Source organism: Nonomuraea sp. NPDC049152 (assembly GCF_040648355.1).
Taxonomy (GTDB): Bacteria; Actinomycetota; Actinomycetes; order Streptosporangiales; family Streptosporangiaceae; genus Nonomuraea.
The window spans coordinates 459,757-483,042 of sequence record NZ_JBEZDO010000003.1 but is presented as its reverse complement, the minus strand read 5'-3'; the positions used below and the strand labels follow the sequence as shown (position 1 = coordinate 483,042).

Below are 23,286 nucleotides of genomic sequence, written 5' to 3'. Positions count from 1 at the left end.
TTGTGACACCTCCTGCCCCCATCCTGCGCTGAGGTGTCACGTCTTTCAAGCGCTACGTACGGCTCCGCTGCGTGACCGCCACGCACACCAGGACGGCGAGCGCGCCGAGCACGGTGGCCACGCCGTACCGCTCGCCCATGAACAGCCACGCCCAGACCAGGGTCAGCAGCGGCTGGGTGAGCTGGGTCTGTCCCGCGCGGGCGATGCCGCCCTGGGCCAGGCCCGCGTACCAGGGGACGAACCCGAGGAACATCGAGATGATCCCGACGTAGAGGAACCCGCCGACGGACGCAGGGGTGAGCGTGATCGGGGTGGCGAGGCCCAGCGCGACGGACACGGGCAGCGTCACGGGGAGGGAGATCACCAGGGCGTAGGAGATGACCTGCCATCCGGGCGTGGTGCGGGCCAGCCGGCCGCCCTCGGTGTAGCCCATGGCGGCCGACAGGAGCGCGGCGACCAGCAGGACGTCCGCGAGGGACACGCTCCCGCCGCCCTGGGAGACGGTGAAGACGGTGATCGCGGCGGCTCCGGCAGTACAGGCGATCCAGAACAGCGGGCGGGGACGCTCGCCCGCGCGCCAGACGGCGAACGCGGCGGTGGCGGCGGGCAGCAGGCCGATCACCACGGCGGAATGGGCGGTGCTGGCGCCCAGGTGCAGCGCCAGGCCGCTGAAGACCGGAAAGCCGAAGACCACGCCCAGAGAGATGAGCGCGTACGGGCCCCACTGGGCGCGCGGCGGCACCAGAGGCAGGCGGGCGGCCTTGAGGCAGGCCAGCGCGACGAGCCCGGCCAGCAGCGCCCTCCCGATCGCCACCAGCCACGGGTCGAAGCCGCGCATCGCGAGCACGGTGGCGGGAAAGGAGCCGGAGAAGGCGAGCACGCCGAGAAAGGCGAGGAGGGTGCCGCGCCGCGCGTGCTCGACGGGGCGAGGAACCGTTACTCCGCTGGACACGATAGCGCTATTGTTATCTCTCATGAAAGACGATAGCAGTATCGCCCAGATCGCCGCGATGCTGCGCGAGGACATCGCGGCGAGGCAACCGGGTGACCGGCTGCCGTCCAGTCGTGAGCTGATGCGGCGCCACGGGGTCAGTCCCGTGACCGTGTCGAGGGCGATCGGGCAGCTCGCCGCCGAGGGCAGGGTCATCACCAGGCCAGGGAGCGGCGCCTTCGTCGCCCCTCGGCCCGCGCCGCTGAGGGAGGTCTCCGACCTGTCGTGGCAGACGGTGGCGCTCGGCGACAGGGTGATCGACGACTCGGGCGTCACGGCGCTGCTCACCCCGCCGCCCGAGGACGTGATCCCGCTGACCGGCGGCTACCTGAACGCCGCCATGCGCCCCGACAGGCAGCTGTCCGCGGCGGCTTCGAGGGCGGTCAAGCGCGTGGACGCGTGGGCGATGCCCCCGCTGACGGGCGTGCTCGAGCTGCGGGCCTGGTTCGCCAGGCAGGCGGGCGGTGAGGTGACGGCGGCCGACGCGCTGATCGTCAGCGGCGGGCAGGCCGCGCTCAGCCACGCCTTCCGCGCGCTGGCGGCCCCCGGCACGACCGTGCTGATGGAGACGCCCACCTACCCTGGCGCGATGGCCGCGGCCAAGGCCGCGGGCCTGCGGACGGCGGCGGTGCCGATGGACGCCGACGGCGTACTGCCCGACCTGCTGTCCGAGGCGTTCGCGGTGACGGGCGCGCGGGTCTTCTACTGCCAGCCGACGCTGCACAACCCGACGGGCGCGACGCTCACGGACAGGCGCAGGGAGCAGGTGCTCCAGGTCGCCAGGGCCCACAACGCGTTCGTGATCGAGGACGACTACGCCCGCTACCTGACCGAGCACGCGCCCACGCCGATGGTCGCCCTCGACCGCTACGGCACGGTCGTCCACGTCTGCTCGCTCACCAAGATCCTCGCGCCCAGCCTGCGCCTGGCCGCCGTGATCGCGAGGGGCCCCGCCGCCCACCGGCTGAGGGCCAGCCAGCTCGTGGAGTCGTTCGTCGTGGCCAGGCCTCTGCAGGAGACGGCGCTGGAGTTCGTCAGCTCGCCCGCGTGGCCCCGCCACCTGGCCGCGGTCCACACGGAGCTGGCCACGCGCCGCACGGCGCTGCTCACCGCCCTGGCCGCCCTGCTGCCCGAGGCCGAGCCGCACCTGGTGCCGCGCGGAGGCAAGCATGTGTGGGTACGGCTGCCGCCGCACGTCGACGAGGCCGCGCTGGTCGAGGAGGCGCGCAGGAACGGCGTTCAGGTCAGCCCCGGCCGCATCTACTACCCCGCCGAGCCGCCCGGCCCGCGCCTCCGGCTCACGCACGGCGCGGCCGTCCACGTGGCGGAGCTGACCGAAGGAGTGCGCAGACTGGCCGACGCCTACGCCCGGCTGGGCTGATCAAGCGTTTACGATGGTGTCCCGTAACCGGACGAACACCCGCGCTTATCGAGCCAGGCGTCTTCGCGAGCCCCGAATCACCGATACGGTGTTACACGTGCCCTCGAGATCCTCCGGTCGCGGGCACAACGGCAGGCGAAGGAGCGGGCCGAGATGGCAGACGTAGGCGTCCGGGCGGCCCGGCGCGAGGATGTGCTCCAGGTTGCGAACACTCAGATCCGCGCCTGGCGATACGGCTATCGGGACTTCCTTCCCGAGGGGCCGCTTGAGCAGATGACAGGTCCCGCGGCCGAGAAGATGTGGCTGCGCCAGTGGGACGACGCGATCGTCGCGCCTCCCACGCGGATGCACCGCGTCCTGGTGGCCGTGGAGACCATCCTGGACACCGAGGGTTTCCCCGCTCTCGGCCTCGGCGGCGCCAACGCCCCTGTCACTCCGCGCGGCGGTGAGCGGGTGGTCGGCCTGGCCTCCCATGCCCCCGCCGAAGACCCCGACCTCGACCCCACGGTGACGGCCGAGATGCTGACGCTGCTGGTCGACCCCGACTTCGTCCGGCGCGGCCACGGCAGCCGCCTGCTCAACGCGACCGTCGACTACCTCCGCGAGGATGGCTTCCGCCAGATCGTCACCTGGGTCTTCGCCGAGAACTACGCGGTGCTCGGCTTCCTGGAGTCGGCGGGCTGGGGCGAGGACATGGCCGAACGCGTACTGGACATGGGCCGTCCGATCCGGATGGTCAGGCTCACGACGGACATCAGCTGATGGCGACTCTCAACCAGTGGGTGGCGGGAGCGCGCCCCCGTACCCTTCCCAACGCGGTCGTGCCTGTCGTGGTCGGCACGGGCGTCGCGATCGGCGAGGGCAGCCCGATCTGGTGGCGCGCGGTCGTGGCGCTGCTGGTGGCGCTGCTGCTGCAGATCGGGGTCAACTACGCCAACGACTACAGTGACGGCATCAGGGGCACCGACGACCAGCGGGTCGGCCCCATGCGCCTGGTCGGCTCCGGCGTGGCGGCGCCGCGCGAGGTGCTGACCGCCGCGCTCGGCTGCTTCGCCGCGGCCGCCGTCGCGGGCCTGGCGCTGGTGGTCGCCACGCAGGCCTGGTGGGTGCTGCTGGTCGGCGCGGCCGCGATCGCCGCCGCCTGGTTCTACACCGGCGGCAAGCGCCCGTACGGCTACCGCGCGCTCGGCGAGGCCGCCGTCTTCGTCTTCTTCGGCCCCGTCCCGGTGATGGGCACCGCCTTCGTCCAGACAGGGCACCTGTCGTGGGTGGCGCTGGCGGCCTCGATCCCGATCGGCCTGCTGTCGTGCTCGATGCTCGTCATCAACAACCTGCGTGACGTCGTCACCGACGGCCCCGCGGGCAAGCGCACGCTGGCCGTGGTCCTCGGCGCCGAACGCACTAGGGTGATGTACACCGTGTGCCTGGTCGCCCCGCTCGTGATCCCGCTGCTGCTGATCCCGTTCACGCCGTTCGCCGCGCTGCCGGTGCTCGCGGCGCCGCTGGCGATCGGCCCGGTGAAGACCGTCCGGTCGGGCGCGACGGGCCCCGCGCTCATCGGCGTCCTGCAGGCCACGGGCAAGCTGCAGATGGCCTACGGCCTGCTGTTCGCCGTCGGCCTGGCGATCACTTTGTAGGCGGATACAAACCGACGAGCCGAGCTCGTACGCGCGGATAAGCGCCCTGGTCAGACCCGCCTGGTTCACTGAATCCGGATATTCAGTGACTCCGGAAGGGACCGTCCATGGAGCAACGCGGGATCGAGCTGGTTCCTGCGGCCGAACGGTACGGCCGCCCGCGTGACCTGCTGTTCCTCTGGGCAGGCACGACGACGACCGTGTTCACCGTGGTCTACGGCACGATCGTGGTCGCGATGGGGCTGAGCTTCTGGCAGGCGGTGGCGGCCATCGTCATCGGCAACCTGCTGGCCTTCCCGCTGGTCGGGTTCAGCAGCATCCAGGGGATGCAGCAGGGCACGTCCACGATGGCGATCTCCCGGGCCGCCTACGGCAACAAGGGCGCCCGCGTGCTCGGTTTCTTCGGCTGGCTGAACATGGTCGGCTTCGAGGCGGGCGGCATGGTGATGATCACCCTGGCCGGGCTCACGCTGCTGGAGCAGGCGGGGGTGCAGAGCGACGGCCTCGGGCTGAAGGTGGCCATCGTGCTGGTCGCCGCGGTCATCCAGCTCATCCTGCCGCTGATCGGGCACTCCGCCGTCATGAAGGCGCAGAAGTACCTCACCTGGGTGTTCCTGGCCATGTTCGTGATCATGGCGATCCTGGTCGCGCCCAAGGCGAACCTGTCGGCCGCGGGCACGGCGGACTTCTCGACGTTCACGCTGGCGGTCATGCTGGTGATGTCGGGCGGCGGCCTGTCGTGGGCGCCGCTCGGCGGCGACTACTCGCGCTACCTGCCCGTCGACTCCTCCAGGAAGGCGGTGTTCGGCTACGCGTTCCTGGGCGGCTTCGTGCCGTACCTGCTGCTCATGGTCCTGGGCGCGGCCGTCGCCACGGTCGTGACCAACGCCAGCGACCCGATCTCGGGTCTGCCGGGCGCGCTGCCGTCCTGGTTCGTCGTGCCGTACCTGCTGCTGACCGTGGTCACGCTCTTCGCCGCGAACACCACCGACCTCTACTCCTCCGGCCTGAACCTGCAGGCGGCGGGGATCAACGTCAAGCGGTGGCTGGCGGTCGTCCTCGACCTGATCCTGTGCGTGATCATCACGTTCGTCGCGATCACCTCCGACTCGTTCAACACGATGCTGAACGCCTTCCTCGGCCTGCTGGTGATCTGGCTGGCGCCGTGGGCGGGCGTGTACGTCACCGACTGGCTGCGCCGCAGGGGCCGCTACGACGCCGAGTCGCTCTTCGACGAGCACGCGCCCGGCCAGGTCCGCTGGTCCGGCCTCATCGCCCAGGCCTTCGGCATGGTGGCCGCCGCGCTCTGGCTGAACTCCAGCGTGTTCGTCGGCTGGATCTCCGGCGCGACCGGCGGCTCCGACTTCAGCATCTTCGCCGGCTTCGTCGTCGCCGGAATCGTCTACGCCGCCCTGGACCGCCGTCCGGTCCCCGTCAAGGAGCTCGCCCATGCATGACCTGCTCGACGTCGCCTACGGCCGCGAGCCCGCGGACACGATCATCACCAACGGCACGCTCGTCAACGTGCTGACCGGCGAGCTCTACCCGGCCGAGATCGGCATCAGCGGCGACAGGATCGCCGCCGTCGGCCCCTCCCTCGAGCGCGGCCCGCTGACCGAGATCATCGACGCGCGCGGCGGCTTCCTGGTGCCCGGCCTCATCGACGGCCACCTGCACATCGAGTGCAGCAAGCTGTCGGTGACCAGCTTCGCCAACCTGGTCGTCCCCTTCGGCACCACCAGCGTGGTCTCGGGCCTCGACCAGATCCTCGTGGCCGAGGGCCTCGACGGGGTACGGCAGGCGCTGAACGAGGCGGCCGGGACCAGCATGCGGATCTGGTGGGGCGCCCCCGCCAAGGCCCCCTACACCGTGCCGCAGTCGACCGTCGGCCACACCTTCGGCCCCGCCGAGCACCGCGTCGCCCACGAGTGGCCCGAGTGCGTGGGCGTCTGGGAGACCGTGCAGGAGATGGTCGAGCACGGCGACCCCGCCGTGATGGAGGCGCTCGAACTCGCCCACAAGAGGCGGCTGCCCATCTTCGGCTGCGCGCCCCTGTCGGACGCCCGCCGTATCGCGGGCCTGGCCGCCGCGGGCATCAGGCTCGACCACGAGTCCTACAGCCACGAGGAGATGCTGGAGAAGCTCCGCCAGGGCATCTACGCGATCGTCCGCGAGTCGTCGGTCGCGCACTTCCTCGAGGAGAACATCCAGGTCGTCGCCAAGGTCGGCGCGCGCCGCGTCGCGTTCTGCACCGACGACGTCCACGCGGCCGACGTCCTGGCGGGCGGCCACATGGACAAGCTGGTCAGGATGGCGATCAAGGCGGGCGTGGACCCCGTCACGGCGATCCAGATGGCGACCGTCAACTGCGCCGAGATGTACCGCATCGACGACCTGGTCGGCAGCATCGCGCCGGGGCGCTTCGCCGACGTGCTGATCGTGGACTCCCTCGAGAACTTCACGATCAGGGAGGTCGTCGCCGGAGGCCGCCTGGTGGCCAGGGACGGTGCCATGGTCGTGCCCGCCGTACCACCGGCCAGGGGTGAGGTGCGGCCCTTCCCCGTCCGCGAGGTCACCGCCGACGAACTGGCGCTGCGCTCGGACGCCGACGAGGTCACCGTGCTCACGCTCGGCTTCACCGAGCAGGTCTTCGTCCGCAGGCGGCGCGACGTCACGCTGCCCGTCGTCGACGGCGTCGTCGAGCCGTCCGTCGAGCACGACGCGCTGCTGGTCACCGTCGTCGAGAGGTACGGCAAGACGGGCAACAGGCCCGTCGCCATGGTCAGCGGGATGGGCCTGCGCAAGGGCGCCATCGCCACCAGCGCCGCGCCCGACGACAACAACATCATCTGCGTCGGCGCCTCCCGCTCCGACATGGCGCTGGCCGTCAACACCGTCTCGGCGATGGGCGGCGGCCAGGTCATCGTCGTCGACGGCACCGTCGTGGAGTCGCTGCCGCTGCCCGTCGCCGGCATCGTGTCCGACCTTCCCGCCACCGAGATGGCGGTGCTGGAAGAGCGGCTCGACGACGTGGCACGCTCGCTGGGGTGCGCGTTGCCCGCGCCGCTGATGTACCTGTTCTTCCTGTCCATCACCGCCATCCCCGACTACGCGGTCACCGACCTCGGCCTGGTCGACTGCGTCAACCTCGAGATCGTGGAGGTCATCCATTGAACGACTTCATCGCCGGACTGCCCAAGTGTGAGCTCCACCTGCACATCGAGGGCACTCTCGAACCGGAGCTCAAGTTCGAGCTGGCCCAGCGCAACGGCATCGCCCTGCCGTACGCGTCGGTGGAGGAGATGCGCGCGGCCTACGCCTTCGACGACCTGCCCTCCTTCCTCGGCGTCTACTACGAGGGCATGCGCGTGCTCCGCACCGAGCCCGACTTCTACGACCTGGCCATGGCGTACCTGCGCAAGGCCGCCTCGCAGAACGTCCGCTACGCGGAGATCTTCTTCGACCCGCAGGCGCACACCTCCCGCGGCGTCCCGTTCGACGTGGTCATCCGCGGCCTGCGCAGGGCGCTCATCGACGGCCACGCCCAGCTCGGCGTCCGCGCCCAGCTCATCATGTGCTTCCTGCGGGACTTCCAGGCCGAGTACGCCATGGCGACGTTGCTGGAGTCGCTGCCGTACAGGGAGTGGATCGTCGGCGTCGGCCTCGACTCCGACGAGAAGGGCAACCCCCCTGCGAAGTTCGCCGAGGTCTACGCGCGGGCCAGGCAGGAGGGTTACCTGCTGACCATGCACTGCGACGTCGACCAGGAGAACTCCGTCGAGCACATCCGGCAGTGCCTCGACGAGATCCAGGTCGACCGGATCGACCACGGCGTCAACATCCTGGAGGACCCCGCGCTGGTGCAGCGGGTCATCGACAGAGGGATCGGGCTGACGTGCTGCCCGATCTCCAACTCGATCGTCACGGACTCGACGAAGGCAGAGGGGATCAGGAAACTGCTGGATCTGGGGGTCCTGGTCACGATCAACTCCGACGATCCGGCGTACTTCCCCGGGTACGTGCAGGAGAACCTGGAGGCTTTGGAGCTGTCCAGGGAGGAGCTGCTGCAGGTGCAGCGGAACGCCTTCGAGATCACGTGGTTGCCCCGGCATGTGAAGGACGGATATCTGGCCGAGCTGGAGTCGTACGCCGCCAAATCCTGACGGCGCGGGCCTCCCGGGGAGCGCTTCGCGCATCGGGGCTCGGGCAGCGCCCGGCCGGCACGCCGTGATCTAGTGGGGTCGGGCGAGAAGGTCGGCGACCGCTTGGAGCACGGCGTCCGGGCGCTCCTCGTGGATCCAGCCGTGCCCGGCGTCGTCGAGGACGCGGTGCTCGCCGCGCGGGACCGAGGCGGCGAGTTTCGCGTGCAGGGCGTGTTTCACCTCGTTGATCTCGCGGAGGAGATGCTCGGGCCAGAGCTGGGCCTGGGTGGGGTCGTGTCCCGCGGCCGTGAGCACGATGAGGGGGACGTCGGGGAGCTCGGGCGCGTGCCTGAGTTCGCCGGCGACCTCGTCGTAGAGGTTCCTGCCCTCGTACCAGCCGGTCCGCCACGAGGCGAGGTGGTGTTCGACGAGCGCCAGGCGGACGGTCTCGGGCCACGTGGCGAACTGCTCGGCGATCGGGCCGCGGGCGCGCTCGATCTGTTCCTCTGTCAACTCCGGTAGCTGCGGGTTCTTCATCCCCTCCAGCATCTGCCGTGCCTCCTCGGGCGCTTGGGCGACGAGGTCCTCGTGAAAGGGGTCCAGCAGGAGCAGGCCGGCCACCTCGTCGGGGAAGCGCCGCGCGAAGTGGCGCGCGTAGGCGCCGCCCAGGGAGTGTCCGATCAACACGTAAGGGGCGGGCACGTCGGCGGCGCGCAGCAGGTCGAGCAGCTCGTCGGTGACCTCGGCGGCGGTGCGGGGCAGTTCGGCCTGCTCGCTCCAGCCGGTGCCCGCGCGGTCGTAGAGCACGCTGGTGGTCAGTTCGGCGACGCGGTCGTGGATGTTCAGGTAGTCCAGGCCGACCAGTCCGGCTCCCGGCAGGAACACGGCGGCGGGTCCTCCGGTGCCGGATCGGTGCAGCATCAGCCGCCGCCCTCGCACGTCGTGCAGGCGTCCAAGCGGTGGCGCGGCGACGATGGCCGCCTCGGGCTGGGCTCCAGGTGATGGCTTAGGCATGGTTCGCTCCCTCGAATGTCATTGTTCTCAATTTTGAGAAAGTTATCAAGTGTGAGATCGTCTGTCCATGGACACGGTGGATCTGCTCCTGCATCCGGTGCGACTCCGCATCGTGCACGCCATGTCCGGCGGCCGGACACTCACGACCTCCCAGTTGTGCGCGCTCCTGCCCGACGTCTCGAAGGCCACCGTGTACCGGCACGTCGGCCTGCTGGCCGACGGAGGCCTCCTCGTGACGGACGGCGAGCAGCGGGTGCGCGGCGCCGTCGAACGCCGGTACCGGCTGCAGCGAGCGCGGGCGGTGATCGACGCCGACACGGCCGCGTCGGCGTCGCTGGAGGACCACCGCCGCGGGTTCGCCACGGCCATGGCCACGCTGCTGGCCGAGTTCAACGCCTACCTCGACCGCGACCCCGATCCGGCCGCCGACCTGGTGGGCTACCGCCAGCACGCGCTCTGGCTGAGCCAGGCGGAGCTGGCCGAGATGATCAGTGAGATGCGCGAGGTGATCGTTTCCCGTATGGGCAACGAACCCTCACCTGAACGCACGCGACATCTGCTGAGCCCGATCCTGTTCCCTGCGGAGGAGCCACCCGCCGGCGGCCAGTAACCTGCCCGGCTCGGCCTGGGCGAACGCCTGACGGCCGTACACGAGCAGCTCACGCACCGCGGGACTGTGCGTGCCCTTCCAGACCAGGGCCAGGAGCGCGGGCGCTTCGACGTCGTCGATCAGGAGCGCGGTGAGCCGGTCGCGGTAGCGGGCGGCCATCGACTCGCTGAGGATGGCGACGCCGAGCCCGCGGGCGGCGAGGTCGGCGATGGCGTCCGCGGCGCTGGCCTGCAGCGCGATCACCGGTTGGCGGCTCTGCGCCGCGCAGGCCTGGTCGAACACCGTGCGCAGGCCGGTGCCTGGTGGCATGCACACGATCGGATAGGCGTCCAGGTCGCGCAGCGTGACCCGCCGCCGTTTCGCCAGGGGATGCCCGTCCGGGACCGCCACGACGAGCCGCTCGCTGATGATCGTCAGCGCGTTCAGCCCACCGGGGGTGGCGGTCGCCGTCCCGACGAGGGCCAGGTCGACGGCGCCGGTGCGCACCCCCTCGACGAGCCGGTCCGAGTTGTCCTCCAGCAGCGAGATCTCCACGCCCGGATGGGCCCGGTGGAAGGCGGCGAGGGCGTCGAACAGCGGCGTGATGGTGCAGCCGATGACCATCCCGATCGTGAGCCGGCCCCGGATCAGGTCGGTCACCTCGCCGACCGCCTGGCCGACGGCCTCCGCGGCGGCGAGAGCGGCGCGGGCGTGCTGGAGCGCGGCCTTTCCCGCGACGGTCAGCGTGGCGTTGCGCGCCGACCGGTCGAACAGCTCGGCGCCGAGCTCGCGCTCCAGCTGGCGGATCTGGGCGCTGACGCCGGACTGGCTGATGTGCACCCGCTCGGCCGCCCGGGTGAAGCTCTGCTCCTCGGCGACCGCGACGAAGTATTCCAGCTGCCTCAGCTCCATAACTGTGGATTCTAGTTCCTATCAGATCCATCTGTTGGACTTCTGACGCCGCGGCCGACCAGACTGGGACCTGCGAGCCCACCACCAGGAGGAATCCATGTCGGAATACGAGAAGGCCATGCGGCCCGAAGACCTCACCCGCCTGTTCGTCGAGCGGTCCAACGCAGGTGACGCGGCCGGAGTCGCCGCGCTCTACGAGGAGGACGCCGTGCTGGCCTACCCGCCAGGCAGCCAGACGGTGGGCAGGGAGGCGATCCGCGCGCTGTGGGAGAAGGTGCTGGCCGACCGCCCCCGCTTCGAGCCGGAACAACCGCTGCCGACGCTGATCAGCGGCGACATCGCCCTCACCTCGACCCCGCCGACGGACGGGGCCGGCGCCCGCGCGCAGGTCGTACGGCGCCAGCCCGACGGCAGCTGGCTGCGCCTGCTCGACCAGCCCGAGTTCGCCCCTCCCACCCGCTGACCCCGTCCACCCGCAACCGGGAGGAGCCCTGTGGCGACCTTCGTTCTCGTACCCGGCATGTGCCATGGCGGCTGGAGTTACGAGCCACTCACCGAACGGCTACGACACCACGGTCACCGCGTGTACCCGCTGACGTTGACCGGGCTCGGCGAGCGCGGCCACCTGCTGAGCGCGGGAGTGAACCTCGAGACGCACATCGAGGACGTGGCCGGACTGCTGGCCGCCGAGAACGTCGAGGACGCGGTGCTGGTCGGCCACAGCTACGGCGGCATGGTGATCACCGGGGCGGCGGACCGCGTGCCGGACCGGGTGGACTCCCTGGTGTACCTGGACGCCGTCGTGCCGCGGCACGGTGACTCCTGCTGGGCCCTCGTCTCCGACCAGGAGCGGAAGTGGTACATGGACGTGACGGAGACCGGCTACGCCGTACCGCCCCTGCCGTTCTTCGATCCGCGTGCCACGCCCCATCCGCTCGCCTCGCTGCTGCAGCCGATCCGGCTCACCGGCGACCTCGCGCGGTTCAGGCGAAGGGACTACGTGTACGCGGCAGGATGGGACGGCGAGTCGCCGTTCACCCCCATCTACCAGCGGTTGCGCGACGACCCGAGCTGGACGACCCATGCGCTGGACAGCAGGCACAACCTCATGCGGGACGCCCCTGAGGACCTGCTGAAGATCCTTCTCAACCGTTAGCGCATCCGAAGGGCCAGCAGGAAGTCCACGCGTTCGTCCCACGAGTTCAGCGACCGGCCGGTCAGCTCCTCGATCCGCTTCAACCGGTAGCGCAGCGTGTTGACGTGCACGTGCAGCCGGTCCGCCGTCGCCGACCACGATCCCGACTCCTCCAGGAACGCCTCCAGCGTCTCCAGCAGGTCGGTCTGGTTGGTCGCGTCATAGGCTTCCAGCCGTCCCAGCAGCCTGGCCCTGAACGAGCGCCGCAGCGGGTCGGGGATCGCCACCAGCAACGTCCGGTGCGAGCTGACGTCGTCGCCGGTGACCACGCTGACCCTGTCGGCGCCGAGCGAGGCGAGGGAGCGGGCGTGTCTGGCCTCTTCGATGAGCCCGCTCAGCCCGGCGGGCCCGGTGGTGACGCTGCTGACGCCGAGCGCGATCCGTTCGTCGCCCAGGCCCGCTTCGAGGATGCGCGCGCCTTTCACCAGGTGATCGGTCAGCTCGGCCGCGCTGTTGCCCGCGAGGGGCACCAGCGCGACGGCCTCCTCCCCCGAGGCGGTCACGATGCCGGGGGCGAGGGGGCGGAGCAGCTCGTCGAGTACGGCGACGCTCGCCTCGGGCCCCGCGGCCGTCAGGGCGACGACGAGCAGCCCGTGCTCGGTCTCCACGTGGAGGGTGTGGAGGCGGGAGACGACTCCAGGCAGGGACGCTTCGCCCGACTCCAGGAGCCGCAGCAGCTGGTCGAGGACGCGGCGTTCGATGCGCTGGGCGGCCTCCAGGCGGGAGCGTTCGAGGGCGACGAGAGCGGCCAGCTCGACCAGGACGTCCTCGCTGTCGCCCTGCGCGCCCTCTCCTCTGTAGGCGAGGAACCAGTTGGCGATCCGGTGGGGGGCGCCCTTGCTGATCGGGAAGACCGACAGGCGGTCGACCATGCCGGGCAGGAAGCGCGCCGTCAGGAACGTGTGCGCGAGGCGGACACGTGAGCTCTCGTCGAGCGGCTGCGAGCCGACGATCACGCGTCCGGTCGGCGACATCACCCAGCAGGGCACGTCCAGCTCGCCCGCGACGGTGTCGACCAGCTTGGTGAGGCTGCCGCCGTCCACCAGCGTGCTGGCCAGGCGCCTGCGCCCGCCGTACGGCCTGCGGGGGGTGGAGCCGAGCTCGGCGATCAGCGCCCGCAGCACGTGCTCGGTGAGCTGGCTGAACGGCACGTCCACCGGAAGCGTCAGCAGCGGGAGTCCCGCGACGGCGCAGGCGTCGAGCAGGTCGGACGGCGGCACCTTGAGCGCCGTCCCGCAGACGAGCGCCGCCACCTCCCCCAGGTTGCGCACGAACGCGGTGGAGGAGTCTGCGCCGGTGTGCCAGGTCAGCTCCGTCAACACCAGCTCACCCGGCTTGACGAAGCGGGACGGGTCGGGCAGGTCGGTGGTGGCGACGCCGCGCACCCTGCGGTCGAGCAGGTCGTGGCCGGTCAGCACCTTCAGCGCGAGGTGGTCGTCCTGGACGAGGTCCCTCAGCCGCATGGCCAGCTCTCCTGGCGCCACGCCGCGTCCCAGAACATCCACTCGTAGCGGGCGGTGGTGACCGCCCGCTCCACCAGCCGCTCGCGCTCGTCGGCGGTCAGCGAGAGGCCGTCGAGCAGGTCGAGCACGCCCGCGACGGTGTCCTGGTAGTCCTCGCCGCCGTAGGTCTCGATCCACCACGCGTAGAGCGGGTCGGGCGAGGAGTCGGCCAGCAGCTTCTCCCCGACGCGGGCGTAGATCCAGTAGCAGGGCACGATCGCGCCGAGCGCCTCGGGGAACGCGCCGAGCGAGCACGTCCGCACCAGGTACGACGCGTAGCCGACGGTGGTGGGCCCGGCGGGCGACTTCAGGGCCTCGGCCACGTCGAGCCCGAACGCCGCCAGCAGCTCGACCACCAGACTGTGCTCGACCTCGACGGTCCTGGCCGCGTCGGCGGCGAACCTGTGCACGGCGGCCGGCTGCGGCGCTCTGGCCGCGCAGGCGGCCAGGGCCCTGGCGTAGTCGGGCAGGAAGTGCGCCTCCTGCATGACGTAGTGGCGGAAGGCCTCGCGCGGGAGCGACCCGTCGGTCAGCCCTTCGAGGAAGGGATGCCGCAGGATCTGGCGGTAGATGCCGTCCATCGCCCGCCACAGTTCATCGCGAAACCTCACACTACGGGACGGTACATCACTATCCGTGGTGCGAGTTCGATGCCGAGCTCGCGCTCGTGCTCGACGATGGCCCGCAGCTCGGGGCCCGGCTCGTCCATGACCGCGAACCCGTGGCGCTCGTACCACGGCCCGTTCCACGGCACGTCGCGGAACGTCGTCAGCGTCACCCCCGGCGCGCCCACGGCCAGCGCGTGGTCGATCACGGCCGTCATCAGCCTGCCGCCGATCCCCTGCCGCATGCTGTCGGGATGGACAGCGAGCTGGTCGAGATGCACGTTGCCGTCGACCATGCTGATCATGGCGAAGCCCCTCCCCTCGACGAGCACCCTGCCGGGGTCGTCGCATTCCTCGATCATTGTCGTCCCGGGCGGGAAAACGATTCCGACCTGCGCGAACAGCCCGTCGGCCGCCCGCTCCACCTCGGCCAGGCCCGGCAACTCCTCTTTGTCCGCCCAACGCACCAACGACACGCACTCACCTTTCAGGGGATGGTCGACTTTGGCATTAGTGTGATGATCGCGACCGGCCGTGCGGGGCCGGAGCCCTCCGCGGGATGTGCCCGTGCTCCGGCATGGGCACATCCTCCTGTCACAGGTCGAGGAGGTGCTCCAGGCCCACCGTGAGGCCTGGCAGCTCGCCCACCCTGCGCACCCCGAGCAGCACGCCGGGCGTGAACGAGGCGCGGTTCATCGTGTCGTGCCTCATGGTCAGAATCTCACCGTCACCACCGAGCAGCACCTCCTGGTGGGCGATCAGCCCGGCCAGCCGTACGGCGTGGACGTGGACGCCGTTGACGTTGGCGCCGCGCGCCCCGTCGAGCTCGGAGCTGGTCGCGTCGGGCATCGGCCCCATCCCGGCCTTCGCGCGCGCCTCGGCCACCAGCTCGGCGGTACGGCGGGCGGTGCCCGAGGGGGCGTCGGCCTTGTTCGGGTGGTGCAGCTCGACGATCTCGACCGAGTCGAAGTACTTGGCGGCCTGCTGGGCGAAGTGCATCATCAGCACGGCCGCGATGCCGAAGTTCGGCGCGATCAGGCAGTTGGTGCCGGGGAAGCGCTCCAGCCAGCCGCGCACGGTGGCCAGCCGTCCCTCGTCGAACCCGGTGGTGCCGACCACGGGGTGGATGCCGTGGGAGATGGCCCACTCGAGGTTGCCCATGACCACGTCGGGATGGGTGAAGTCGACGACCACCTGCGCGCCCTGCAGCGACTCGATCGGATCGTCCTTGTCGACCGCCGCCACGAGCTCCAGGTCACCTGCCGCCTCGACGGCCTTGCACACCTCGATGCCGACCCTGCCACGGGCCCCGAGCACACCCACTCTAATCACGTCCCCCACCATAGCGGGGCCGCCGTCACGCGGCGGCCTCTGACGACCCCGGCGTGACGGCGAGCACCGGAGTCCCGCTGGAGTGGCGTGGAAAGCGGAAGGCCACCGGGTGACCCCGGTGGCCTCGACCCCGCCTGCCGTGAGAGCGGGAAGAAACGCTTGCGCGGTGACTAGGAGATCGCCGAGGAGAAGTCCTTGTCCGCGTACGGGCCGATGACCGCCAGCGCCAGCGGGCGGCTCAGGACGTCCTTGGCCACCGCCGTGATCTCCTCCGGCGTGACCGCCTCGATCCGCGACAGCACCTCGTCCACCGACATCAGCTCGTCGTAGACCAGCTCGTTCTTGCCGATCCGCGACATCCGCGACCCGGTGTCCTCCAGCCCGAGCACCAGCCCGCCGCGCATCTGGCCCTTGCCGCGCAGGATCTCCTCCTCGGTGATCCCGTCCGACACCACCCTGGCCACCTCGTCGCGGCAGATCTGGAGCACGTCGTCGATCTTCGACGGCATGCAGCCGACGTAGATCCCGAACTGACCCGTGTCGGCGTAGGCCGAGGTGTAGCTGTAAGCGGAGTAGGCCAGCCCGCGCTTCTCCCTGATCTCCTGGAACAGCCTGGACGACATGCCGCCGCCCAGCGCCGCGTTGAGCACGCCGAGCGCGAACCGGCGGTCGTCGGTGCGCGACATGCCGGTCGTGCCCAGCACGAGGTTGGCCTGCTCGGTGGGCCTGTCGAGCACCCGGACCTCGGACTGGGTGCGCGCCCCTGGGCCGCTCGTTCGCGGCGGCGTGCACTCACGTGGCCCTTCGAGCGCGCCCGCCCGCTCGTACGCCCGCGCCACCAGCTCCACCACCTGCTCGTGCCGGATGTTGCCCGCGACGGAGACGACCGTGCGCGGCGGCTGGTAGTAGGCGCGGTAGTACTCGACGATCCGGTCACGCCCGAGGGCGTTGATGGACTCGACGGTGCCCAGGATCGGCCGCCCGATGGGCGAGTCGCCGTACAGGGCGGCGGAGAACTGCTCGTGCACCACGTCGGAGGGGTCGTCGTCGTGCATGGCGATCTCCTCCAGGATCACGCCACGCTCGGACTCGACGTCCTCCTCGGTGACCAACGATGAGGTGACCACGTCGGCCAGCACGTCGACGGCCAGCGGCAGGTCCTCGTCCAGCACCCGCGCGTAGTAGCAGGTGTACTCCTTGGCGGTGAAGGCGTTGATCTCGCCGCCGATGCCCTCGATGGACGCGGAGATCTCCATGGCGTCGCGTGTGGGAGTGCCCTTGAACAGCAGGTGCTCGAGGAAGTGGGTGGCCCCCGTGTGCTCGGGGGCCTCGTCACGAGAACCGATGCCGACCCACATGCCGACCGCGACGGAACGCACGGTCGGCATGGTCTCGGTCACCACACGCAGCCCGCCGGGCAGGACGGTGCGCCTGACGATCCCCGCACCGTCCTTGCCCGGATGCAGTGTGGTCGTTGTCACGAGCCCTCCTCCGGAGGCCCCATGACAACAGCCGCGCTGTGTCTGATGGTGCCCTCGCTACCCTCGGTCACGAGTTCCGGTCTTCCCCTTCGCCCGCGGGCTTGCGGACCCTGGTGCGGGTACGGCGGGGCTTGTCGTCGCGCGACTTGTCCTCGGCGGGAGCGGCCTCGGCGGCGGCGGCCGGAGCGGCCTCCTCCTCGGCACCCGAACCGGCGGCCTCCTTGGCGGCGGCCTCCTTCTCGATGACCTCGACCGGAACCAGGGAGAGCTTGCCGCGCGAGTCGATCTCGGCGATCTCCACCTGGACCTTCTCGCCGACGCCCATGACGTCCTCGACGTTCTCGATGCGCTTGCCGCCGTGCAGCTTGCGGATCTGGGAGACGTGCAGCAGGCCGTCCTTGCCCGGCATCAGCGAGACGAACGCGCCGAAGGCGGCGATCTTCACGACCGTGCCCAGGTAGCGCTCGCCCACCTCGGGCATGTGCGGGTTGGCGATGGCGTTGATCGCGCTGCGCGCGGCCTCGGCCGACGGGCCGTCGGTGGCGCCGATGTAGATCGTGCCGTCGTCCTCGATCGTGATCTCGGCGCCCGAGTCGTCCTGGATCTGGTTGATCATCTTGCCCTTGGGGCCGATGACCTCGCCGATCTTGTCGACGGGGACCTTGATGGTGATGATGCGCGGCGCGGTCGGGTTCATCTCCGCCGGAGAGTCGATCGCCTCCTGCATCACGTCGAGGATCGCCAGGCGGGCACCCTTGGCCTGCTTCAGCGCGGCGGCCAGCACGGAGGCCGGGATGCCGTCGAGCTTGGTGTCGAGCTGGAGGGCGGTGATGACCTCCTTGGTGCCGGCGACCTTGAAGTCCATGTCGCCCATGGCGTCCTCGGCACCGAGGATGTCGGTCAGGGTGACGAAAGTGTCGCCCTCGCCGATCAGGCCCATCGCGATGCCCGCGACCATCTCCTTGAGCGGGACACCCGCGTCGAGCAGCGCCATGGTGCTGGCGCAGACCGAGCCCATGGAGGTCGAGCCGTTGGAGCCGAGCGCCTCGGAGACCTGGCGGATCGCGTAGGGGAACTCCTCACGCGTCGGCAGGACCGGGACCAGCGCCCGCTCGGCCAGCGCGCCGTGACCGATCTCGCGCCGCTTGGGCGAACCCACGCGGCCGGTCTCGCCCGTGCTGTAGGGCGGGAAGTTGTAGTTGTGCATGTAGCGCTTGGTCCGCTCGGGGTTGAGCGTGTCGACGACCTGCTCCATGCGCAGCATGTTCAGCGTGGTGATGCCCAGGATCTGGGTCTCGCCGCGCTCGAACAGGGCCGAGCCGTGGACTCTCGGGACCACGTGGACCTCGGCGTTGAGCGCGCGGATGTCCTTGGGACCGCGACCGTCGATGCGGACGCCCTCCTTGACGACCCGCTCGCGCATGAGCTTCTTGGTCAGGCTGCGGAAGGCGGCGCTCAGCTCCTTCTCGCGGCCCTCGAAGTCGGGCAGCAGCTTCTCGGCCACCAGGCCCTTGACCCTGTCGAGCTCGGCCTCGCGCTCCTGCTTGCCCGCGATCGTCAGCGCGGCGGCGAGCTCGGACTTGACCGCGCCCTCGACCGCCTCGAGCGCGTCTTCCTGGTAGTCGAGGAAGACCGGGAACTCGGCCGTCTCCTTGGCCGCGACCTTGGCGACCTTGGACTGCGCCTCGCATAGCACCTTGATGAACGGCTTGGCCGCCTCCAGGCCCTGCGCGACGGTCTCCTCGGTCGGGGCGACCGCGCCGTCGGCGACGAGCTTGAGCGTGTGCCTGGTCGACTCGGCCTCGACCATCATGATTGCGACGTCGCCGTCCTCGAGCACGCGACCGGCCACGACCATGTCGAACGTGGCGCGCTCCAGCTCGGGGTGGGTCGGGAAGGCGACCCACTGGCCGTCGATCAGCGCGACGCGGACGCCGCCGATCGGGCCGGAGAAGGGCAGCCCCGCCAGCTGGGTGGACAGTGAAGCGGCGTTGATCGCGACCACGTCGTAGAGGTGGTCGGGGTTCAGCGCCATGATGGTCGCCACGACCTGGACCTCGTTGCGCAGGCCCTTGACGAAGGACGGGCGCAGCGGCCTGTCGATCAGGCGACAGGTGAGGATGGCGTCCTCGGAGGGACGGCCCTCACGGCGGAAGAACGAGCCGGGAATGCGGCCCGCGGCGTACATGCGCTCCTCGACGTCGACCGTCAGCGGGAAGAAGTCGAGGTTGTCCTTGGGATTCTTGGACGCGGTGGTGGCGGACAGGACCATCGTCTCGCCGTCGAGGTAGGCGACGGCCGAGCCGGCCGCCTGCCGCGCGAGCCGTCCAGTCTCGAACCGGATCGTGCGCGTGCCGAAAGAGCCGTTGTCTATGACGGCTTCGGCGGTGTGGACACCCTCCACGGGGGACCTCCTAGATGAGTTGGTCTCCCGCGCCCTCTTTCACCGGCACCCTTCGTAAGGTGCAGCGCCGGTCTTCGATCGAAGCGCCCGGTCACTATGACCGGAAGCCACTACCGAGGACCGGCCCGCAGGCGTCGCGGGTCGCATGGTGCTGTAGCGGACGCGGGGGCTTTCAGTGTGTCTCGGTTATTCAGTTGTCCGACACTAGGCGCGCCGGGAGCTATATGAGAAGGGAGCGGCGCCGAGCGCCGCTCCCTTCACAGTCTATCGGCGCAGGCCGAGGCGTTCGATGAGCGCACGGTAACGCGCGATGTCGTTGTTCTGCAGGTACTTCAGCAGGCGGCGCCGGCGACCGACGAGCAGAAGCAGACCACGACGGCTGTGGTGGTCGTGCTTGTGCGTCTTCAGGTGCTCGGTGAGCTCGCTGATGCGCTTGCTGAGCAGCGCGATCTGCACCTCGGGCGACCCGGTGTCGCCCTCGGCCGTCGCGTACTCGCTGATGATTGCCTTCTTGGCAGCGGTGTCGAGGGACACGGCTCTCCTTCAATCTACGGACACGCGTCAATGAGATGAGATAGCGAGCGACCGTGCGTGCCTACAGTCGCCGCGAGAAGGCACTTCAGGGCAGCGCGCAGCGCCACCGTTACAGAGCCGACATGCAAGGTTACCATCGCGGTCCGTCCCCTGACACATCGTTCATGACCGGCCTTGCCCCAGCGGCCGTCGGCGGCCCGCCAGCCGCGGCGTTTATCCAGTACGACCCGCGGCCACCAGTCTGACAGGCTCTGCCCATGCAGATCACCGTTCCTAGCCTGTTCCCCCCGCCCGGCTACGCCCACGCGGGGGTGGTCGAGGCGGGCCGGCGCCTGGCGTTCATGGCGGGCGCCGTCCCGCTGGACGAGAAGGGCGACCTGGTCGGGCCGTCCGACCTGGCCGCGCAGACCGAGCAGGTCCTCGCCAACCTGGAGACCGCGTTGCGCGCGGTCGGAAGCGAGCTCGGCCGGGTGCTGGCGAGCACCGTCTACGTGGTCTCCGACGATCCGGCGGATCTCTCCACCGTCTGGCGGGTCGTCAGGGCGTCAGGGCTGTCGGTGGGCCCGCACGCCTCCACGCTGCTCGGGGTGGCCTGTCTCGGGTATCCGGGGCAGCTGGTGGAGATCACCGCTGTCGCCAGTGTCCCGGACGAGTGAGCGACGGCGGGATGCGCGTCGTCTCGTCGCCCCTGGCGGCGTCGAGCTGTGACTGGGTCAGGAACAGGCAGCCCCTGAGGTCGGCGCCGCCGAGGTCGGCGTTCCTGAAGTCGGCGCCGATGACGTCGGCCTCGCGCAGGTCCGCTCCCCTGAGGTCGGAGCCGATCAGGTAGGCGCCCCGCAGGGTCGCGCGGCGCAGGTCGGCGCCCTTGAGCTTGGCGCCCATGAGGTCCGTCTTCATCTTGCGCCCGACCCGGCCGCCGTGGTTGCGGACCAGCTCGCTGGCTCTGAGCAGCAGCGGGCTGATCTCGGCGCGCAGCGCCCCCGTGTCGACCTTGGCGATGACGTCGGCGTCACCGCCGATCAGCCCCTCGATCTCGTCGGCGGTACGGCCCAGCTCCTCGCGCACGGGCTCGGCGGCCGGCCAGCCCAGCGCCTCGGTGACGTAGTAGAGCAGCTCGTGCAGGTCCCGCATGACGGGGAACACCTCGGCCGCCCTGCCCGCCAGGCCCGACTGGGTGACCTGCTGACCGGCCCCGAAGCAGTCGTAGACCGTGCACCCGGGAAAGCCCTTCTCCCGCAGCCGGCTGTGGATCCCGCAGCGGTGGTCGGCGCGCAGGTTGGGGCACGCCTTCCCCGCCGGCTTGTCGATCGCGAAGTCGGCCGAGGCCGCGAAGGCGGGCACGACGCAGCACAACCCGACGCAGCGCTCGCAGTCGGCGCGCAGCGTCGTCAGGGCTCGACGGCCGCCGGATCCCACATGACCTCCCATAGGTTCCCAACGATAGCCTCGGTCGTGGGATGCGAGTCCGCCCGAGCCCTGAGGATCCCCTACGCGGTTTCAGGCCCTCCGCCGGTCAGGCGGCGAACCTCGTCGACGTCAGCGTGGATCTGCGCGATGAGCGCCTCGATCGAGTCGAACTTCGTGTTCCCGCGCAGGCGCGCGCCGAAGTCGACGGCCACGTGCATGCCGTACAGGTCGAGGTCGTCCCTGTCGAGCGCGTACGCCTCCACCGTCCGCGGCACGCCCTCGAAGGTGGGGTTGGTGCCGACCGAGATTGCCGCGGGCCAGACGCAGCCGTCGTAGCCCGCGGGCAGGTTGCCGACGGCCACGCACCGCAGCCATCCCGCGTAGACGCCGTCGGCGGGAATGGCGGTGTTCGGCGGGGTCTCGACGTTGGCCGTGGGGAAGCCGAGCTGGCGGCCGCGCTGGTAGCCGCGGACGACGACGCCCTCGACCCGGTGCGGGCGGCCGAGCGCCTGGGCGGCGGACTCGACGTCCCCCGCGGCGACGAGCTCGCGGACAAGAGTGGATGAAACACCGGACACCAGGGGGATCTCCTCCACCGTGAAGTCATACTTGCCGCCCAGCTCACGCAGGGTCGACGGGTCACCGGCGGCCTGGTGGCCGAAGGTGAAGTTCGCGCCGACCACGACCACGGCGGCGCGCAGCCGGTCGGCGAGCACGCTCTGCGCGAAGTCGGCGGGGCTGAGGCGCGACAGGTCCATCGTGAACGGCACCACGCACACCTCGTCCACGCCCAGCGCGGTCAACAGCTCCGCCCTGTGCCTGGCGGTGGTCAGACGGGGCGGCTGGGTGCCGGGCCTGAGGACCTCGGCGGGATGCGGCTCGAACGTGACGGCCACGCACGGCAGGCCCTGCGAGCGGGCGACGGCCACGGCGCGCTCGACCACTGGCCGGTGACCGAGGTGCACGCCGTCGAACACACCGACCGTGACGACGGATCTTTCCGACTCCTGCACGCCCGCGCCCCATTCGTCTCGTGATGCGTCTCGTGGCGGATCAAACACCCTCAAGCGTGCCATGCCGTGCGGGGTGGTTCGCAACGGGGTGAGGGCGCGCACCGGCGTTCCCGTCGGGAACAGCGCGAACGGCCAGGCGGTACCATCCGCTGCATGTCCCGTTACGCCTTGCTGATCCTGCCCGCCTTCAACCGGGTCTACGGCGAGAGCTCCGTCCGCCTGACCCGCAGCGAGCTCGAGGTCTTCGCCACCGTCTCCGACGTGGAGGAGACGCGGATCGGCGGCGTGCCGTACGTGACGTTCGAGGCCGACGAGCCCGACCTGGCGCTCCTGTCGAACCTGTCGTCGGTCTACGCGATCTTCGGCATGGAGGGCGACCTGCTGCGGCCCATGGAGATGCGGCCGCTCGACCGGCTCTCCAGCGATCTCATCACCATCCAGAAGTACGCGGGCAAGACCAACGAGCACTTCACCAAGCTGCTGCTCAACGTCACCGTGCTCGCCTCGGACTTCCCGCTGGACGGCCACCTGTCGGTCTTCGACCCGATGTGCGGGCGCGGCACGACCCTCAACCAGGCCCTCATGTACGGCTACGACGCCTACGGCATCGACGTCGACGGCAAGGACTTCGACGCCTACGGCGGCTTCCTCAGGACGTGGCTGAAGAACAAGCGGCTCAAGCACACCGCTGAGACCGTGCCGGTCAGGCGGGAGCGAGCGCTGGTGGGACGGCGGCTCAACGTGTCGTTCGGGCTGTCGAAGGAGGCGTTCAAGGCGGGAGAGACGCAGCAGGTGGCCGTGGTCAACGCCGACACCCTGCGCAGCCGCGAGTTCTTCAAGCCGCGCTCGTTCGACGTCATCGTGACCGACGCGCCGTACGGCGTGCAGCACGGCAGCAAGGGCTCCACAGGCCTGTCGCGCAGCCCGCTCGACCTGATCGCCAAGGCGGTGCCGGTGTGGGCCGAGCTGCTGCGGCCCGGAGGGGCGATCGGGATCGCCTGGAACACCTACGGCGGGTCACGCGACGATCTGGCGGCGATCCTGACCTCGAACGGGCTCGACGTGCGGGCCTACCCCGACTTCGCCCACTGGGTGGACCAGGCGATCGTCCGCGACATCATGGTCGCCCGCAAGCCGTAACCCCACC

23 protein-coding genes are annotated in these 23,286 nt (G+C 70.3%); 11 read left to right on the top strand and 12 right to left on the bottom strand.

Annotated elements, in window-relative coordinates:
• Positions 1-52: 52 nt before the first annotated feature.
• Positions 53-952 (bottom strand): DMT family transporter, encoded by a 900-nt coding sequence (locus AB0B45_RS08805; RefSeq protein ID WP_358127524.1) that lies wholly within the window; start codon positions 950-952, stop codon positions 53-55.
• 22 nt (positions 953-974) lie between these two features.
• Between AB0B45_RS08805 and AB0B45_RS08800 the strand changes: the two genes are divergently transcribed.
• The 6 genes from AB0B45_RS08800 (at position 975) to AB0B45_RS08775 (ending at position 8,172) form a co-directional block, all read left to right on the top strand.
• Positions 975-2,372, top strand: coding sequence for a PLP-dependent aminotransferase family protein (locus tag AB0B45_RS08800; RefSeq protein ID WP_358127521.1), 1,398 nt, complete (start codon positions 975-977; stop codon positions 2,370-2,372).
• 153 nt (positions 2,373-2,525) lie between these two features.
• Positions 2,526-3,134: a GNAT family N-acetyltransferase gene (locus AB0B45_RS08795; protein WP_358127518.1), complete on the top strand. Its 609-nt coding sequence runs from the start codon at positions 2,526-2,528 to the stop codon at positions 3,132-3,134.
• Positions 3,134-4,009, top strand: a complete 876-nt coding sequence (locus tag AB0B45_RS08790) for a 1,4-dihydroxy-2-naphthoate polyprenyltransferase (RefSeq protein ID WP_358127515.1) — start codon at positions 3,134-3,136, stop codon at positions 4,007-4,009. The genes AB0B45_RS08795 and AB0B45_RS08790 overlap by 1 nt, the downstream gene beginning before the upstream one ends.
• Positions 4,010-4,116: 107 nt before the next feature.
• Positions 4,117-5,466 carry a cytosine permease gene (locus AB0B45_RS08785; RefSeq protein WP_358127512.1) on the top strand — a complete coding sequence of 450 codons (1,350 nt, stop codon included), beginning with the start codon at positions 4,117-4,119 and terminating at the stop codon, positions 5,464-5,466.
• The gene (locus AB0B45_RS08780) at positions 5,459-7,183 is read left to right on the top strand and encodes an adenine deaminase C-terminal domain-containing protein (RefSeq protein WP_358127509.1); all 1,725 of its coding nucleotides are present in this window, start codon (positions 5,459-5,461) and stop codon (positions 7,181-7,183) included. The genes AB0B45_RS08785 and AB0B45_RS08780 overlap by 8 nt, the downstream gene beginning before the upstream one ends.
• Positions 7,180-8,172 carry an adenosine deaminase gene (locus AB0B45_RS08775; protein ID WP_358127507.1) on the top strand — a complete coding sequence of 331 codons (993 nt, stop codon included), beginning with the start codon at positions 7,180-7,182 and terminating at the stop codon, positions 8,170-8,172. The genes AB0B45_RS08780 and AB0B45_RS08775 overlap by 4 nt, the downstream gene beginning before the upstream one ends.
• A 69-nt stretch (positions 8,173-8,241) precedes the next feature.
• Here AB0B45_RS08775 and AB0B45_RS08770 read toward each other — a convergent pair whose 3' ends face one another.
• On the bottom strand, positions 8,242-9,165 hold the full coding sequence (locus tag AB0B45_RS08770) for an alpha/beta hydrolase (protein ID WP_358127504.1): 924 nt from the start codon (positions 9,163-9,165) through the stop codon (positions 8,242-8,244).
• A 67-nt stretch (positions 9,166-9,232) separates the two neighbouring features.
• Between AB0B45_RS08770 and AB0B45_RS08765 the strand changes: the two genes are divergently transcribed.
• A complete protein-coding gene (locus AB0B45_RS08765; RefSeq protein WP_358127501.1) occupies positions 9,233-9,775 on the top strand; it encodes a helix-turn-helix domain-containing protein in 543 nt (180 codons plus the stop codon).
• Here the strand turns inward: AB0B45_RS08765 and AB0B45_RS08760 are convergent.
• A complete protein-coding gene (locus AB0B45_RS08760; protein ID WP_358127499.1) occupies positions 9,701-10,666 on the bottom strand; it encodes a LysR family transcriptional regulator in 966 nt (321 codons plus the stop codon). The genes AB0B45_RS08765 and AB0B45_RS08760 overlap by 75 nt on opposite strands.
• A gap of 97 nt (positions 10,667-10,763) precedes the next feature.
• On the opposite strand from AB0B45_RS08760, the gene AB0B45_RS08755 reads away from it, so the two are divergent.
• Complete coding sequence (locus AB0B45_RS08755) at positions 10,764-11,129, top strand: nuclear transport factor 2 family protein (protein WP_358127496.1); 366 nt, start codon at positions 10,764-10,766, stop codon at positions 11,127-11,129.
• Between the two features lie 30 nt (positions 11,130-11,159).
• Positions 11,160-11,822, top strand: a complete 663-nt coding sequence (locus AB0B45_RS08750) for an alpha/beta fold hydrolase (protein WP_358127493.1) — start codon at positions 11,160-11,162, stop codon at positions 11,820-11,822.
• Here AB0B45_RS08750 and AB0B45_RS08745 read toward each other — a convergent pair.
• The 7 genes from AB0B45_RS08745 to rpsO all read right to left on the bottom strand — a co-directional run bounded on the left by AB0B45_RS08745 (position 11,819) and on the right by rpsO (position 19,719).
• Positions 11,819-13,324 carry a helix-turn-helix domain-containing protein gene (locus AB0B45_RS08745; protein WP_358127490.1) on the bottom strand — a complete coding sequence of 502 codons (1,506 nt, stop codon included), beginning with the start codon at positions 13,322-13,324 and terminating at the stop codon, positions 11,819-11,821. The two genes, AB0B45_RS08750 and AB0B45_RS08745, sit on opposite strands and share 4 nt — an antisense overlap.
• Complete coding sequence (gene tenA / locus AB0B45_RS08740; RefSeq protein ID WP_358127487.1) at positions 13,315-13,974, bottom strand: thiaminase II; 660 nt, start codon at positions 13,972-13,974, stop codon at positions 13,315-13,317. The genes AB0B45_RS08745 and tenA overlap by 10 nt, the downstream gene beginning before the upstream one ends.
• Entirely contained in the window at positions 13,971-14,444 is a 474-nt protein-coding gene (locus AB0B45_RS08735; protein ID WP_358127485.1) for a GNAT family N-acetyltransferase, read from the bottom strand. Before AB0B45_RS08735 ends, tenA begins: the two co-directional genes overlap by 4 nt.
• 118 nt (positions 14,445-14,562) lie before the next feature.
• Positions 14,563-15,300 (bottom strand): 4-hydroxy-tetrahydrodipicolinate reductase, encoded by a 738-nt coding sequence (gene dapB / locus AB0B45_RS08730; protein WP_358127482.1) that lies wholly within the window; start codon positions 15,298-15,300, stop codon positions 14,563-14,565.
• Between the two features lie 170 nt (positions 15,301-15,470).
• Positions 15,471-16,781 carry a pitrilysin family protein gene (locus AB0B45_RS08725; protein WP_358127480.1) on the bottom strand — a complete coding sequence of 437 codons (1,311 nt, stop codon included), beginning with the start codon at positions 16,779-16,781 and terminating at the stop codon, positions 15,471-15,473.
• 67 nt (positions 16,782-16,848) lie between these two features.
• Positions 16,849-19,185 (bottom strand): polyribonucleotide nucleotidyltransferase, encoded by a 2,337-nt coding sequence (locus AB0B45_RS08720; RefSeq protein ID WP_358127477.1) that lies wholly within the window; start codon positions 19,183-19,185, stop codon positions 16,849-16,851.
• A gap of 264 nt (positions 19,186-19,449) precedes the next feature.
• On the bottom strand, positions 19,450-19,719 hold the full coding sequence (gene rpsO, locus AB0B45_RS08715; RefSeq protein ID WP_183657365.1) for a 30S ribosomal protein S15: 270 nt from the start codon (positions 19,717-19,719) through the stop codon (positions 19,450-19,452).
• A gap of 257 nt (positions 19,720-19,976) precedes the next feature.
• Here rpsO and AB0B45_RS08710 point away from each other — a divergent pair, with 257 nt between their 5' ends.
• Positions 19,977-20,375 (top strand): RidA family protein, encoded by a 399-nt coding sequence (locus AB0B45_RS08710; protein ID WP_358127474.1) that lies wholly within the window; start codon positions 19,977-19,979, stop codon positions 20,373-20,375.
• Here AB0B45_RS08710 and AB0B45_RS08705 read toward each other — a convergent pair.
• Entirely contained in the window at positions 20,344-21,135 is a 792-nt protein-coding gene (locus AB0B45_RS08705; RefSeq protein ID WP_358127471.1) for a pentapeptide repeat-containing protein, read from the bottom strand. The two genes, AB0B45_RS08710 and AB0B45_RS08705, sit on opposite strands and share 32 nt — an antisense overlap.
• Before the next feature lie 71 nt (positions 21,136-21,206).
• The gene (locus AB0B45_RS08700) at positions 21,207-22,139 is read right to left on the bottom strand and encodes a bifunctional riboflavin kinase/FAD synthetase (RefSeq protein WP_358127468.1); all 933 of its coding nucleotides are present in this window, start codon (positions 22,137-22,139) and stop codon (positions 21,207-21,209) included.
• 153 nt (positions 22,140-22,292) lie between these two features.
• Here AB0B45_RS08700 and AB0B45_RS08695 point away from each other — a divergent pair, with 153 nt between their 5' ends.
• Entirely contained in the window at positions 22,293-23,279 is a 987-nt protein-coding gene (locus tag AB0B45_RS08695; protein ID WP_358127465.1) for an SAM-dependent methyltransferase, read from the top strand.
• The last annotated feature ends 7 nt before the right edge of the window (positions 23,280-23,286 follow it).